19 protein-coding genes and 1 pseudogene are annotated in these 13,019 nt (G+C 35.0%); 16 read left to right on the top strand and 4 right to left on the bottom strand.

All coding sequences use genetic code 11. The features are described 5' to 3' along the window. Positions 1-56: 56 nt before the first annotated feature. Positions 57-1,535, bottom strand: a complete 1,479-nt coding sequence (locus EL121_RS00100; RefSeq protein WP_039196848.1) for a nicotinate phosphoribosyltransferase — start codon at positions 1,533-1,535, stop codon at positions 57-59. A 166-nt stretch (positions 1,536-1,701) separates the two neighbouring features. Here EL121_RS00100 and EL121_RS11695 point away from each other — a divergent pair, with 166 nt between their 5' ends. Both EL121_RS11695 and EL121_RS00095 read left to right on the top strand, forming a co-directional pair. Then, the gene (locus tag EL121_RS11695) at positions 1,702-1,836 is read left to right on the top strand and encodes a hypothetical protein (protein WP_269419897.1); all 135 of its coding nucleotides are present in this window, start codon (positions 1,702-1,704) and stop codon (positions 1,834-1,836) included. A gap of 151 nt (positions 1,837-1,987) precedes the next feature. Next, the gene (locus tag EL121_RS00095; protein ID WP_039196843.1) at positions 1,988-2,269 is read left to right on the top strand and encodes a hypothetical protein; all 282 of its coding nucleotides are present in this window, start codon (positions 1,988-1,990) and stop codon (positions 2,267-2,269) included. Between the two features lie 112 nt (positions 2,270-2,381). On the opposite strand, the gene EL121_RS00090 is transcribed toward EL121_RS00095, so the two are convergent. After that, positions 2,382-2,576: a hypothetical protein gene (locus EL121_RS00090; protein WP_039196847.1), complete on the bottom strand. Its 195-nt coding sequence runs from the start codon at positions 2,574-2,576 to the stop codon at positions 2,382-2,384. Positions 2,577-2,713: 137 nt separating this feature from the next. Here EL121_RS00090 and EL121_RS00085 point away from each other — a divergent pair, with 137 nt between their 5' ends. The 10 genes from EL121_RS00085 to EL121_RS00040 all read left to right on the top strand — a co-directional run bounded on the left by EL121_RS00085 (position 2,714) and on the right by EL121_RS00040 (position 8,170). Next, positions 2,714-3,865: a phage/plasmid replication domain-containing protein gene (locus tag EL121_RS00085; protein WP_039196846.1), complete on the top strand. Its 1,152-nt coding sequence runs from the start codon at positions 2,714-2,716 to the stop codon at positions 3,863-3,865. A 46-nt stretch (positions 3,866-3,911) separates the two neighbouring features. Beyond that, a complete protein-coding gene (locus EL121_RS00080; protein WP_039196841.1) occupies positions 3,912-4,253 on the top strand; it encodes a DNA-binding protein in 342 nt (113 codons plus the stop codon). A 74-nt stretch (positions 4,254-4,327) separates the two neighbouring features. Then, positions 4,328-4,540: a hypothetical protein gene (locus EL121_RS00075; protein ID WP_081978355.1), complete on the top strand. Its 213-nt coding sequence runs from the start codon at positions 4,328-4,330 to the stop codon at positions 4,538-4,540. A gap of 39 nt (positions 4,541-4,579) precedes the next feature. Further along, positions 4,580-4,792 (top strand): hypothetical protein, encoded by a 213-nt coding sequence (locus tag EL121_RS00070; protein ID WP_039196844.1) that lies wholly within the window; start codon positions 4,580-4,582, stop codon positions 4,790-4,792. Positions 4,793-4,877: 85 nt separating this feature from the next. Then, entirely contained in the window at positions 4,878-6,056 is a 1,179-nt protein-coding gene (locus tag EL121_RS00065) for a hypothetical protein (RefSeq protein WP_129545047.1), read from the top strand. 8 nt (positions 6,057-6,064) lie between these two features. Then, positions 6,065-6,361: a DUF2523 family protein gene (locus tag EL121_RS00060; RefSeq protein WP_039196833.1), complete on the top strand. Its 297-nt coding sequence runs from the start codon at positions 6,065-6,067 to the stop codon at positions 6,359-6,361. 4 nt (positions 6,362-6,365) lie between these two features. Further along, the gene (locus EL121_RS00055) at positions 6,366-7,103 is read left to right on the top strand and encodes a zonular occludens toxin domain-containing protein (protein ID WP_129545046.1); all 738 of its coding nucleotides are present in this window, start codon (positions 6,366-6,368) and stop codon (positions 7,101-7,103) included. Continuing rightward, on the top strand, positions 7,097-7,420 hold the full coding sequence (locus EL121_RS00050) for a hypothetical protein (protein WP_129545045.1): 324 nt from the start codon (positions 7,097-7,099) through the stop codon (positions 7,418-7,420). The genes EL121_RS00055 and EL121_RS00050 overlap by 7 nt, the downstream gene beginning before the upstream one ends. A 37-nt stretch (positions 7,421-7,457) precedes the next feature. Further along, the gene (locus EL121_RS00045) at positions 7,458-7,772 is read left to right on the top strand and encodes a hypothetical protein (protein ID WP_129545044.1); all 315 of its coding nucleotides are present in this window, start codon (positions 7,458-7,460) and stop codon (positions 7,770-7,772) included. A gap of 35 nt (positions 7,773-7,807) precedes the next feature. Then, positions 7,808-8,170 carry a hypothetical protein gene (locus tag EL121_RS00040; protein WP_129545043.1) on the top strand — a complete coding sequence of 121 codons (363 nt, stop codon included), beginning with the start codon at positions 7,808-7,810 and terminating at the stop codon, positions 8,168-8,170. Positions 8,171-8,890: 720 nt separating this feature from the next. On the opposite strand, the gene EL121_RS00030 is transcribed toward EL121_RS00040, so the two are convergent. Continuing rightward, on the bottom strand, positions 8,891-9,085 hold the full coding sequence (locus EL121_RS00030) for a hypothetical protein (RefSeq protein ID WP_039196847.1): 195 nt from the start codon (positions 9,083-9,085) through the stop codon (positions 8,891-8,893). Positions 9,086-9,221: 136 nt separating this feature from the next. Here EL121_RS00030 and EL121_RS11735 point away from each other — a divergent pair, with 136 nt between their 5' ends. Genes EL121_RS11735 through EL121_RS00015 form a run of 3 tightly spaced genes read left to right on the top strand, consistent with a single transcriptional unit; the run spans position 9,222 to position 10,760 of the window. Beyond that, positions 9,222-9,761: a phage/plasmid replication domain-containing protein gene (locus EL121_RS11735; RefSeq protein WP_232013013.1), complete on the top strand. Its 540-nt coding sequence runs from the start codon at positions 9,222-9,224 to the stop codon at positions 9,759-9,761. Beyond that, positions 9,755-10,372: a phage/plasmid replication domain-containing protein gene (locus EL121_RS11730; RefSeq protein WP_232013012.1), complete on the top strand. Its 618-nt coding sequence runs from the start codon at positions 9,755-9,757 to the stop codon at positions 10,370-10,372. The genes EL121_RS11735 and EL121_RS11730 overlap by 7 nt, the downstream gene beginning before the upstream one ends. Positions 10,373-10,418: 46 nt before the next feature. Beyond that, on the top strand, positions 10,419-10,760 hold the full coding sequence (locus EL121_RS00015; RefSeq protein ID WP_039196841.1) for a DNA-binding protein: 342 nt from the start codon (positions 10,419-10,421) through the stop codon (positions 10,758-10,760). A 197-nt stretch (positions 10,761-10,957) separates the two neighbouring features. Here the strand turns inward: EL121_RS00015 and EL121_RS00010 are convergent. Next, positions 10,958-12,033, bottom strand: a pseudogene (locus EL121_RS00010) (porin). Positions 12,034-12,509: 476 nt separating this feature from the next. Between EL121_RS00010 and EL121_RS11650 the strand changes: the two are divergent. Next, positions 12,510-12,695, top strand: a complete 186-nt coding sequence (locus EL121_RS11650; RefSeq protein ID WP_232013011.1) for a hypothetical protein — start codon at positions 12,510-12,512, stop codon at positions 12,693-12,695. Positions 12,696-13,019: the final 324 nt, after the last annotated feature.

Genomic DNA, 13,019 nt, shown 5'->3' with positions numbered 1-13,019 from the left:
TTAGTTATTCTTAAATCAACACGGAATATACGATTTGTGTATTCCGTGTTTTTTATTCATAGCTGTGCGTTAATATTATCTCTAATTTGATCAAAACTAATGTGTTTCACTAATTTTCCATTCTCAAAAATCAGTTCTAACATATCATCAGTAAAATCATCTGTTGCTGTTAATCCATCAATATAATGTCCAAATGAAAGTACCTTCACCCGACCTTTTTGCGATTTCTTCAAACCATCATCCGTTTTTGGATTTTTAAAAATCGCTTTCTCAGTACCATTAATTGTAATTGAAGTTGCTTTTACCGCAAAACCAAGCGTATCTCGCGTATTGCGCTGATAAGTTTGTGCTCCTACACCAAACACGATATTACTTGAAGCAAAGCCTTTTTGCTCAAGTCCTTCCAATACAGATAGCATCTTATCGTAAGTAACACCGTCCCCGTAAATAGCACCAATATGCGGATCTAAAACTTTATAGCCTTTGGTATTGATTGTTCCACCAAACATATCCCATAAGCTTTCAATTAAACCTTTACGTTCATGCTCATTACAAGCGGTCGAATTTCCGCAAAGAATTGCAAAAAAATCACCGCTATCAGGACGAATAACGACCTTAGCATGCGTAGGGCGAGCCATAATTTCATTTTTTAGCAATGGCAAGTTAACACTAATGTTATGCCAAAAATCGGTCGTATCTGCTACGATTGATAACATACTATCTGGAAATTTCTGCATTAAATAGCGGAAGGTAGGTAGCTCATCCACACCATGCGCACTCATAACCGAATGTTCAGAAGCGGGTATAGAAGTACCAATCAAATTTTGTGAACCATAATAACTACTGATAAATGAAATCGCCGGAATCGTATCCGTGCCTAAAAAACAAGTTAAATGACCTGCACCGGATATTTCAGCAGATTCTAACGAACTCATTCCACGCATTGAAAAGTCATGCGATTGAAATGGAATATGCTCATGGCTATCACAGGTTTTTTCTGCAAATTTAGCAAGAGCAGAGCGATAAGCGAATGCAATTGATGCAGACGTCATAGGCTGCCATAAACAGACATTGATCAGCGTTTCTAAATAGTTGGTTAACCAAAAGAAATCCGGATGTGTATTTTCAATAGTCATTACCGGCACTTTAATTGCAACCGATTTTCCCTCCGGAATCGCTTTAATGCGAATAGGTAAATAGCCTAATTGATGTAATTGAGCAATGTGTTCACCCTTATCGACCATTTGTAGCGTTTGTGTAATAAATTGCGAATATTCTGATACAACGTCGGATTCTGGGCGATTAAAAAAATTATCATTAAAATAATGGATTAAATATTTGGTAATAAATGCTTGAACCCCAAAAGAAACAACACGGGTTAAATAAGGTGCTTGTTTATTGCTACGAGGGGTAAAAGTACTATACAAAATTTGCGTATTTTCAGGATACTGGATTCGATGAGAGGTTTTATAAAAGTCGCATAATAAGGATGGAATTGCACTGGTTCTTTGATATTTGTTTAATAAACTATACATAAAACTACCTTAATCTTTTTAAAATTAGAATAAAGTCTATCATATGCAACAAACAAATAATAAGGATTTATTTCATTTCTATGGTTATATGGACGAATAATAACAAATTTGTAATATATATTAACCAAATATATTTAGCGATCTTAGATGTAACATCACATTATAGATGTTACAGTACAGCTACGGCGGTTACAACACATCAACTCAAGAAGTCAAATTAGAAGGTGGTCGTAAAGGGATTACGTACAATTTTGATGAAAACTCAACAATTGAGCTTGTAAGCAACACAGAAAGCAAATAACCATTATTAATCAATGACTTACAATCATTTTGCTTCGCATAATGTTTATCAGGTTATGTTGAATTCTCGGGCAGTGATAATCTCCCTTACTGCCTGAGAATTTATACATAACCTGTTGTTATGCGATGTAAGGCTTTAAATTAGGTAATTTATGGCTGATATCACCCTTTCTCACATCACTCCTCAACACTTCTTTGAAGCCGTCAAGCTCTTAAAAATGACCGAACATCGTATTTATCTTACCGTCGATTCCCTTGAAGTCCGTTTTCGTTATGATAGGAACGAGCCTCCAGCTACAACTGATAAACGATTTCAGCAGCTAGAACACTTTATGTTGTTTTTGCAAGAGTTGGTTCATTCTGATGTTCCCATTGATTTAGACGAGTTTATACGCACTTATCGCAAGGTTTCCGGCAGAAGGTTTCACCGGTGATAGGTGTTTAAAAAGCAAGCGGAGAAGTTCGGGAGTTCTGTAACACCCGAACTTTGGTATGGTTTTCCATACTTTTATAGTTGAACTTTAGTGCAAGATTTTGCACTTTTTATCATTTCTTATTTTCTTTAGGCTGGTGAATTAGGTCTTGCTTTGCTTCATTTAAGTAGTTATCAAGCAAATGATTTACTATGTCACTCATTTTTGTTAATCGTCCACTTTTATGGCTAATTTCTATTGCTAACATTTCTAATTTATTACGTCTTTGTTCGTTAATTCTAACGGAAGTGTCTTTTCTTGTGCTCATTTTTTATTCTCTTTGATTGATAAAAATTCATCTATCATTATAAGTTTTTTATGTCTTTTGTATGTAAATATGCTTGCATGCGGTATATAAATATATTATATTTTTTATCAATGTATGTTTGCATGCGGTAGATTTTTATGAATTATCACATTGACTGGCTCACAATAGAACAAGATTTTGGATTCGAGATTCCCGAATCTACGCTTGCGTCTATTTTTGATTTCGGTGTGATAGGCATTCATCTTGATACCGGAGAAGTTCAGCAGGGCATAAGAACCGGAAAATATCGTCATAAAGGCAGCTATTGCGATGAGGTTTCTATCAAGGTTTCCGGTTCCGTTATTCGAATGGAAGGGAACCCAAGCCGTTGGAATAAAGTTGAAAATGTATTAGGTTTTACTGATATTGATTCTTGTGTTTCTTGTTTTAACAACATTCTTTTCTCTCTTAAACTTCCATTATTTACTCGTTGTACAGAGATTTTCCACGGACAAGGCAAAGACGGCGAAAAAGTAAGAACTTTTTCAAACGGTGCCATCATCAAGCGTTTAGACATCACCACTAATGTTTCAGTCGGTCGAGGTAATGAACGTACATTTCTCAAGGCTCTTTCTCAAATGCGTTACCGTAACTCAATCGGTCGATTACACACTAATGGCTGCACAGTCGATTGGTTAAGCGCAAAGGGTAATGCCAATCTGATTTACCCATCCTGCTATATCAAACACGAAGAGCTTTTAATACATTCTTTTGACAAGATTAAAAATAAGTTTGGTTTCGATTCAAAGGAGTTCACTTATTACAAAAAGGTCTATGACTATTGCGAGGAGAATGGAGTAGTCCGATTCGAACAAAAATTAAAATCTCGTTATTTACAACGTGAAGGGCTTTGTTATTGGGGTTTGAGTGATTTTTCGGGTTTAGAAGCATTACAGAAAGGTTTTTTAGATATGTATAGAAGATTAAGTGTCAGTGAAGTGAAACTAGAAACGATAGCGGAACAGCTTGTTTCTGAGGGGATAGTCGATACTTTGCGTAAAGCTAATACGACTGCTTATTACGCTATGTTATGGGCTAATGGACAGAACCTTTTTTTGAAAGAAGCCCAATTTAAATTACATCGCGCAAGATTACGTAAAATCGGGATAGATATTGCAAACCCTTGCGATATTGAAAAATTCCAAGCTGTCCGAGTGATTTCTTGCGAACAGATCTTCGTTAAACCATTTAAGGCCCCGGATTTTTATCAGTATCCAAGCAATATGCCGAAGCTACGGTTGATTGCTTAAGTTTTTTGGTAGTTTAAAGTTAAATAGCATTTAAAAGGAGCATTTTATGCGTACAGGTTTTTATATCGTCGGTATTCTCAAAGGATACAAAAATTCATCATTCACTAATCGTGAAACCGGTGAAGTTAAAGATAAGCACAATTTAGGTTTACAGCTTCAAGAGCCTGACGGCTACGGCGGCTACAATACATCAACTCAAGAAGTTAAATTAGATGATCGTTGTGTGAATGACAATCTTAAGCGAACCATTGAACAATTTAAGAATAAATTGGTAATGGTGTTGGTTTATCCACGTGAATGGGCGATGGAAGGTGGTCGTAAAGGGATTACGTACAATTTTGATGAAAACTCAACAATTGAGCTTGTAAGCAACACAGAAAGCAAATAACCCTTATTAATCAATGACTTACAATCATTTTACTTCGCATAATGTAATATTCTGTTAAATAGAGGCAATTTTATATGAATTTCATCTCTCTTCAATCTCAAATTTGTGAGGCTGATAATTTGAATTGTAGGGAAGTGATCTTGAAGGTTCCGGTAGAGCCTTCATCAAAAGAAACAATAGACTATTCCGAATACTCCGGATTTTTCTTTGTTTCATTTTCTGCAACGGTTTCGCTCTGGTTTTTTGCTAAGACTGTAGGCTTGATTTTAAAACAAATTAGAGCGTAACTGTTGTATTTATTAAAATTTTATAAAAGGAGACTTTATATGTTTAAAAGTAAATTAGCTAAAGGTGCGGTGATCGTTGGTTCTCTAGCGTTAGCCGGTGTAGCAAATGCAAACGGTGTTGGTGATATTGCTTCAGGTGTAGATCTTTCTGATGCAAAAACAGCTATCGTTGCTCTTGGTGTTGCCGTCGGTGGTTTCTTAGCTGTCGGCATCGGTGTACGTTCTGTGCTTGGTATGATGAAACGTATTTAATACGTAGATAAAAAAGGAGGAGGAGGCGCCCGCAAGTATGAGGACGCACCTCCTCTTTTTTTATCTACGATAAGGAATTAATTATGTGGCAATTTATTTTTTTCGTGTGGGGTATCGTATGCGCTTGGGCTGTAATAACCGGATTAAATTAAGCATATTATTTTTATTCTCTTTTATTTCTATGGATGTTTTTGCTATCGCCCAATGGTCTAAAGTCGGTTATGTCTATCGTATTGATTCTAAAAAGAATTCATCGAATGATTATGACATGTCTAAATGTGATTTAAAAATGTCTACGGCTGGAATGAATGAAGACGGAGACCCTCACGCTCAAAGAGATTATTTAGATATTAAGTTAGATCAATACAGCATTGTTTTTAACTATGGAACGAATTTTAAAGATAAATTTTTTGCTGACGGTGCATTTAAATATGCACAACAAATAAGATTCTCTGTAGGTGAGAACTATAGAAAGCCTTTACTTAGTGCTTTAAAAAAGGCTTTAAAAGCGGGTAATTGTGATATAGCACAATCATTAGTCGATACTCTAGCAAATGGCAAAGTACAGAAAGAAGGGGAATCCGATGAATTCTTAGGCTTTGAAAATGGAACGGATAGATGTGCGATTTCAAAAGATGGTTCTTCTGTTTGTGCATTTAATAAAGAGGGTTCAGATGAAGAAGGAAATCCAGTCATTGGTGTATGTAATGAAACAAATTGTGATAGAGATACATTAGAAAATTATGCTTCTTCTAAGCAAGAGCCAAAGGGGAGTTCTGGTCAAGGTGCTACAGATGCAAGAAACGGAATCAATGAATTAAGGGGTTCCGGTGGAAATTCCGGTTCATCTCCGAACGGTGGAAGTAATGGTTCTGCTGCAAGTGGTTCGGGTGGTAATCATGGAGGTTCCGGACATAGTGATAAGGGTACTGGAAATGGAAAGGGACTCGGTACCGGTAAAAGCGAAGGAGATGGAGATAAAGAACATGGTAATGGAGATCTAACTTACCCTGAATTGGAAGAATTTGATATTAAAAAGGCGTTTAATGAATTAAAAAAAAGTAAAGAAGGATTTATTCCTAATTTATCTTTCAGTGGTGGAAGCTGCCCTCCTTTAGATATAAATTTCAACACTAAATTTTTAGTAATTAATGAAAAAGTTGATGTTCATTGCCAAGTTTTTAAAGGTTCAGCTGAATTATTAAGTTCTATATTTTTATTCATTTGGGGAATTGTTTCCTTACGAGTTATTTTATCTGCATAGGGTATTTTATGGGCGCAATTATTTCTTTTCTATCAAAATCTTTTTCAGGAATTTTATCATTTATATTTAAATCCCTAGTAATTAAATTTGTTGTATTCGCAATTATATTTTTAGTTGTTACTGAAGTTATTCCAATACTTTTTGAAGTATTTATTCCTGAGCAAGAATTACAGCAATATTTTGATTCTATTCCTTCGGAGGCTTTATTTTTCTTATCCGCATTTAAGATTGATGTTGGTCTTCAAATGATTTTAAGTGCTTATATGACAAGATTTATGATTCGTCGTATTCCATTCGTAGGTTAATGTTATGTCTATTTTTGCTTATACCGGTATTCCCGGTTCTGGGAAGTCTTATGAAGTAGTGTCTTCGGTGATTTTGGAAAATTTCAGAAAAGGTCGAAACATCGTCACAAATATTGAAGGTATTTCTGAAGAAAAGCTAATTGATTATTGCTTAAGCAAAGACAAGAAAATCTCCCGTGAATCGTTGGGCAAGCTACGTAAAGTAACCGATTCAGATTGTCAGAAAGAGGATTTTTTCCCGTTTAAAGGGGCAGAGAACACCTTTTGCAAGGCAGGAGATTTAATCTGTTTAGATGAAGTATGGAGAATCTTTCCTAGTGACAAAATTCATCCGAATCACCGCTCGTTTATTGCCGAACATAGACATTTTACAAATGAGAAAGGGGATTGTTGTGATCTTATCGTGATTAACCAATCAATCACCGGAATTCCTCGTTTTATCAAAGATAGAATCGAATCTACATTTGTGATGCGTAAAATGACCATGCTCGGTTTTTCTAAACGCTATCGGGTAGATGTTTTTATCGGAGTAAAAACGACAAAAACATCATTAATTGCTCAGTACCATAATAAATATTCTGATGAAATATTCCAACTTTATAAAAGCTTTGATGGTGTCAATGGGAAACAAAATATCATTGATAGCAGACAAAACTTTTTTAAATCAGCACAATTTAAACTGATATTATTTTCTTCTATTTTTGTTTGTCTGGCTCTTTCTATTATCTCTATGATTTGTTAGATAAATATGAAAAACCAGAAAAAAATATAGAAAAACCAAAATCAAAAACCAGTACAAATAATACCGAATGTGTCAGTTTAATTTCCATGAATCAGATAGGCGATATTAGCTATTTTATTATTAAAAAGGGGACAACTATGAAAGAATTGCTAACATTGATAATATTAATGTTTGTAATATCAAAAAATTCCAACGCTAAACAGCAAGTAGATATTTCTAACGTTAATGATTTAAAAAATGACGTATCCACAGAATTTAAACATATATGTTTCTGGAGACAGCCCTTTTTATTTTATAGGAGAATTGACCGAATCTAACCTCTTAAAATCGTGTGTATCAAATGGTTATACATGTATGAAGAATGAGGATGGAACGATTGAGTTATCGAAAAAAGAGTTAAATCCTGCTATTGCACAAGAGCCGGAATTCATTCAAGAACCTTATCAAGAATATTCTGCCGCTTATGAAGTGCCGAAAGAGCTGAGTTATTTCGATGTAAATAATAATCCGGATAATTTCAAAGACTATAGAGTAATTGCCGGCAAAATCGAAAGTGACAGAGAAGGTTTAAAATTTAATACCGCTTTTGTTAAACCGGTTGTTTATATTTATTCACGTACAGAAATAGATAAGAAGGTCTCTTTTTTGATGAATTACTTAACTCATTAGCTCCATTTTCATTAAATAAGAAGCTTGGGCTAGGCATGAATTTCTTACTCGTGAATAAGAATGTCGCCGACTTTTTTAATTCTCAATCAGATAACTTTACTTATTCCAGAACTTTTATTTCTTGCGTGGAAGGTGATTATTGTGAATCGTTGAGCGAATCAAGATTTGAATTTGATGAAACGATTCGTAGCCCAGTATCGGAATCTACATCAAAGCGCTTTGACGTTGTGGAGCAAGGTTTTAGGGTGAGATTTAGACGTAATGCGGTAGATTTAAGTGTATCATTCTGCGAAGACCGCGCTTTAACTGTGTTAAGTTTAATCAGACAGCCGAACGTAAAATCAATATGTGCTATGACCTATTCTTCAAAACGGATATTAAAATCAACTCAAAAGTGATCTTTTCTGATTCAAAAATAACAAAAATTAATAACTTAGGCTTTATTATCTGTGAAAAAATAGGGGGTGTCGGGGGATTTTACCGTGTAAAATCCCATGACGTAAGCGAAACCGCTTGCGGTTCAGCGGAAACATGTGCGAAGCATTCGCACTCCCTGCCAAAACCAAGACGATAGTAATCTTTACAAAATATTAAAGAGCCTTATTTCGCATAATGTTTATCAGGTTATGTTGAATTCTCGGGCCAGTGATAATCTCCCTTACTGCCTGAGAATTTATACATAACCTGTTGGTTATGCGATGTAAGGCTTTAAATTAGGTAATTTATGGCTGATATCACCCTTTCTCACATCACTCCTCACACTTCTTTGAAGCCGTCAAGCTCTTAAAAATGACCGAACATCGTATTTATCTTACCGTCGATTCCCTTGAAGTCCGTTTTCGTTATGATAGGAACGAGCCTCCAGCTACAACTGATAAACGATTTCAGCAGCTAGAACACTTTATGTTGTTTTTGCAAGAGTTGGTTCATTCTGATGTTCCCATTGATTTAGACGAGTTTATACGCACTTATCGCAAGGTTTCCGGCAGAAGGTTTCACCGGTGATAGGTGTTTAAAAAGCAAGCGGAGAAGTTCGGGAGTTCTGTAACACCCCGAACTTTGGTATGGTTTTCCATACTTTTATAGTTGAACTTTAGTGCAAGATTTTGCACTTTTTATCATTTCTTATTTTCTTTAGGCTGGTGAATTAGGTCTTGCTTTGCTTCATTTAAGTAGTTATCAAGCAAATGATTTACTATGTCACTCATTTTTGTTAATCGTCCACTTTTATGGCTAATTTCTATTGCTAACATTTCTAATTTATTACGTCTTTGTTCGTTAATTCTAACGGAAGTGTCTTTTCTTGTGCTCATTTTTTATTCTCTTTGATTGATAAAAATCATCTATCATTATAAGTTTTTTATGTCTTTTGTATGTAAATATGCTTGCATGCGGTATATAAATATATTATATTTTTTATCAATGTATGTTTGCATGCGGTAGATTTTTATGAATTATCACATTGACTGGCTCACAATAGAACAAGATTTTGGATTCGAGATTCCCGAATCTACGCTTGCGTCTATTTTTGATTTCGGTGTGATAGGCATTCATCTTGATACCGGAGAAGTTCAGCAGGGCATAAGAACCGGAAAATATCGTCATAAAGGCAGCTATTGCGATGAGGTTTCTATCAAGGTTTCCGGTTCCGTTATTCGAATGGAAGGGAACCCAAGCCGTTGGAATAAAGTTGAAAATGTATTAGGTTTTACTGATATTGATTCTTGTGTTTCTTGTTTTAACAACATTCTTTTCTCTCTTAAACTTCCATTATTTACTCGTTGTACAGAGATTTTCCACGGACAAGGCAAAGACGGCGAAAAAGTAAGAACTTTTTCAAACGGTGCCATCATCAAGCGTTTAGACATCACCACTAATGTTTCAGTCGGTCGAGGTAATGAACGTACATTTCTCAAGGCTCTTTCTCAAATGCGTTACCGTAACTCAATCGGTCGATTACACACTAATGGCTGCACAGTCGATTGTTAAGCGCAAAGGGTAATGCCAATCTGATTTACCCATCCTGCTATATCAAACACGAAGAGCTTTTAATACATTCTTTTGACAAGATTAAAAATAAGTTTGGTTTCGATTCAAAGGAGTTCACTTATTACAAAAAGGTCTATGACTATTGCGAGGAGAATGGAGTAGTCCGATTCGAACAAAAATTAAAATCTCGTTATTTACAACGTGAAGGGCTTTGTTATTGGGGTTTGAGTGATTTTTCGGGTTTAGAAGCATTACAGAAAGGTTTTTTAGATATGTATAGAAGATTAAGTGTCAGTGAAGTGAAACTAGAAACGATAGCGGAACAGCTTGTTTCTGAGGGGATAGTCGATACTTTGCGTAAAGCTAATACGACTGCTTATTACGCTATGTTATGGGCTAATGGACAGAACCTTTTTTTGAAAGAAGCCCAATTTAAATTACATCGCGCAAGATTACGTAAAATCGGGATAGATATTGCAAACCCTTGCGATATTGAAAAATTCCAAGCTGTCCGAGTGATTTCTTGCGAACAGATCTTCGTTAAACCATTTAAGGCCCCGGATTTTTATCAGTATCCAAGCAATATGCCGAAGCTACGGTTGATTGCTTAAGTTTTTTGGTAGTTTAAAGTTAAATAGCATTTAAAAGGAGCATTTTATGCGTACAGGTTTTTATATCGTCGGTATTCTCAAAGGATACAAAAATTCATCATTCACTAATCGTGAAACCGGTGAAGTTAAAGATAAGCACAATTTAGGTTTACAGCTTCAAGAGCCTGACGGCTACGGCGGCTACAATACATCAACTCAAGAAGTTAAATTAGATGATCGTTGTGTGAATGACAATCTTAAGCGAACCATTGAACAATTTAAGAATAAATTGGTAATGGTGTTGGTTTATCCACGTGAATGGGCGATGGAAGGTGGTCGTAAAGGGATTACGTACAATTTTGATGAAAACTCAACAATTGAGCTTGTAAGCAACACAGAAAGCAAATAACCCTTATTAATCAATGACTTACAATCATTTTACTTCGCATAATGTAGATTATGTTAAATACAAACTTGTTTGTACTAATTTCTTAATTGGTTTACATCCCCCCATATTTCCGCATATTAAGTATAAAAAAAACAAAACCCCAATAGTTTTCACCATTGGGGTTTTAAGCTTATTTTTTAGTAAGCGTTGGTAAGATATTACCAGTAAACACGCATACCTACACCGATAGCTTTATCAGTTGTTTTACCTTGGTACTCGTAACCTTTATTCGCTGCAATATATGCTTTAGTTTGGACTAATTTACCTTCCACAAATACTATAACTTGTTTATGTAATTTATAGTCAACACCTAATAAGAAACCATGTTTCTTAGCTTTCGCTGCATCTTCATCGGCTAATGTTGTTTCAGCGCGTCATATAAGTAGTTACCATAGATACGTGAAGCTGGGATTACTTGATATTGGAAGCCAGGCGCTACATAGAACGATTTGGTACGCGCTTCATCTGCTTTTTGGTATCCATAACCAAAATCACCTACTAATTTTAGATCGCCTAAAGTATAACCTAATGCGATCTCATAACCATCTTTGTAGTGTTTAAAGTTAGTACCAGTCTCATAATTAGTACGACCGTAACCACCTTCAACATTAAAGGTATTACCACCTAGTTGAGTCTCATATACCGCACCTAAACCAAAACCATTTTTAATTGCTGGTGTTAATGCTGCACCTTTATCATTTGTATTTTGAGCGAAGTTATAGTTTGCACCAATTTGTAATCCTTCGATACCTTTATAATCGTAACGTACTACAGCATTACCCGCTGTATCAATATATGAAGGCACAATACCATACTCGTAATCATCTGTTTGACCGTAGTCATCTGCAATAGTTAATTGGCGACCAAATGTTACTTCACCTAACTCTTTTTTACCTAAACCTGCATATGCACGTTTTGCATAGATATCACCAAATTTGTCACGACCAGAATTGTGACCGTCAAAACGGAATTCAGCACGACCTAATGCGAAGAAACCATCACCTAAATCGTGGTTTACACGCACACCGATACGGCTACCTGCATTACGTAAATTTGATTTGGTTTCACCAAATTTAGCACCATTAGCAGCTTTAACTTTTTCACCTGCTTGTTCCATTACTAAACGGATAGAACCGTCAAGTTGTACTTTAGTACCTTCTGCGTCATATACTGTTACCGCTGAAGCTGATGCCGCGAATGCTGTTACTGCTAATGCAACTAGAGTTTTTTTCATAATGTTCACCTTAATTTTTAATTTTAAGTTTATTTAAAACTACTCTCGATAAGGTGTAAGAGTAATTTTCCAAAACTAACATTTACTATGTGAGATATTCTCCAGTAAATGTGATTGCGAGCGAATAATGGCAAAATCAACATAACCTGTCAATAGGGCCATACTCCAAATACCCCAATATAAAAAACCTTTTAAAACAATTAGTTACATAAAATATTTACAAATTAAAATGAAATTTGCGTAAAAAAAGATAAAATACTCCAAATTTAATTTTTATCTAACATATTGATATGCAATGATTTTTTAAGATAACTTTGATATTTATTAAACTTACAAAAAAAGTTATTTTTTTGTGATAAAGTTCACAAATTTAGAAAAATCTTATTCTTTAGTGGAGTTTTTATACAAACGCAAACGGTTACAATCATTAAAAATCAATTTATAATAGCTATAAGTTACATTTGAATTACACCGATATGATTAGATATTTCCCAGCTTTAGTACAAAAACAATTAGATATATTTTTACCTTTTGATGAACATGAAGTGATTATTTCTGAGAATATTTTCTCTACGCAAAAGCAAAAAGTATCCTTTTTTGTTCAAGAAATAATGCAAACAGCAAATGAATTAAAACAAACAGAATTCCGAAGATTACGCTAATGCGTATGCCGCTAAACTTTTTCATCAATATGAAGCATTAACGCAAGCTGTCAAAATCTTAAAATTAACGAACGGCAATACTGAAACACTACTTTTTCAGTCATCATTTCAATTTCCCAAAAATATTCATTCGCTTGCACCTACTCGTCGTTTGAATGAATATCGGAAAGCATTAAGAGCATTAAATGAGAAAATTAGTTGGTTGGTTGAAAAACGTTATAACGCTTCGGAAGCAGAAAAAGTTTTGTTCGAAAGACAAATTCAGGAGACGGAATACCGCAAGATGAAGTGCTTAAAAGCAATCGAGGATCTTGAAGAACAAAC

This window comes from Actinobacillus equuli (assembly GCF_900636745.1).
Lineage (GTDB): Bacteria > Pseudomonadota > Gammaproteobacteria > Enterobacterales > Pasteurellaceae > Actinobacillus > Actinobacillus equuli.
This window is presented reverse-complemented; position numbering and strand designations above follow the sequence as displayed.

What these genes read in the sequence shown, in the direction of transcription:
- EL121_RS00100 (WP_039196848.1), bottom strand. Translation starts at nt 1,535, where the DNA reads ATGTATAGTTTATTAAACAAATATCAAAGAACCAGTGCAATTCCATCC.
- EL121_RS11695 (WP_269419897.1), top strand. Translation starts at nt 1,702, where the DNA reads ATGTTACAGTACAGCTACGGCGGTTACAACACATCAACTCAAGAAGTC.
- EL121_RS00095 (WP_039196843.1), top strand. Translation starts at nt 1,988, where the DNA reads ATGGCTGATATCACCCTTTCTCACATCACTCCTCAACACTTCTTTGAA.
- EL121_RS00090 (WP_039196847.1), bottom strand. Translation starts at nt 2,576, where the DNA reads ATGAGCACAAGAAAAGACACTTCCGTTAGAATTAACGAACAAAGACGT.
- EL121_RS00085 (WP_039196846.1), top strand. Translation starts at nt 2,714, where the DNA reads ATGAATTATCACATTGACTGGCTCACAATAGAACAAGATTTTGGATTC.
- EL121_RS00080 (WP_039196841.1), top strand. Translation starts at nt 3,912, where the DNA reads ATGCGTACAGGTTTTTATATCGTCGGTATTCTCAAAGGATACAAAAAT.
- EL121_RS00075 (WP_081978355.1), top strand. Translation starts at nt 4,328, where the DNA reads ATGAATTTCATCTCTCTTCAATCTCAAATTTGTGAGGCTGATAATTTG.
- EL121_RS00070 (WP_039196844.1), top strand. Translation starts at nt 4,580, where the DNA reads ATGTTTAAAAGTAAATTAGCTAAAGGTGCGGTGATCGTTGGTTCTCTA.
- EL121_RS00060 (WP_039196833.1), top strand. Translation starts at nt 6,065, where the DNA reads ATGGGCGCAATTATTTCTTTTCTATCAAAATCTTTTTCAGGAATTTTA.
- EL121_RS00055 (WP_129545046.1), top strand. Translation starts at nt 6,366, where the DNA reads ATGTCTATTTTTGCTTATACCGGTATTCCCGGTTCTGGGAAGTCTTAT.
- EL121_RS00045 (WP_129545044.1), top strand. Translation starts at nt 7,458, where the DNA reads ATGAAGAATGAGGATGGAACGATTGAGTTATCGAAAAAAGAGTTAAAT.
- EL121_RS00040 (WP_129545043.1), top strand. Translation starts at nt 7,808, where the DNA reads ATGAATTTCTTACTCGTGAATAAGAATGTCGCCGACTTTTTTAATTCT.
- EL121_RS00030 (WP_039196847.1), bottom strand. Translation starts at nt 9,085, where the DNA reads ATGAGCACAAGAAAAGACACTTCCGTTAGAATTAACGAACAAAGACGT.
- EL121_RS11735 (WP_232013013.1), top strand. Translation starts at nt 9,222, where the DNA reads ATGAATTATCACATTGACTGGCTCACAATAGAACAAGATTTTGGATTC.
- EL121_RS00015 (WP_039196841.1), top strand. Translation starts at nt 10,419, where the DNA reads ATGCGTACAGGTTTTTATATCGTCGGTATTCTCAAAGGATACAAAAAT.
- EL121_RS11650 (WP_232013011.1), top strand. Translation starts at nt 12,510, where the DNA reads ATGATTAGATATTTCCCAGCTTTAGTACAAAAACAATTAGATATATTT.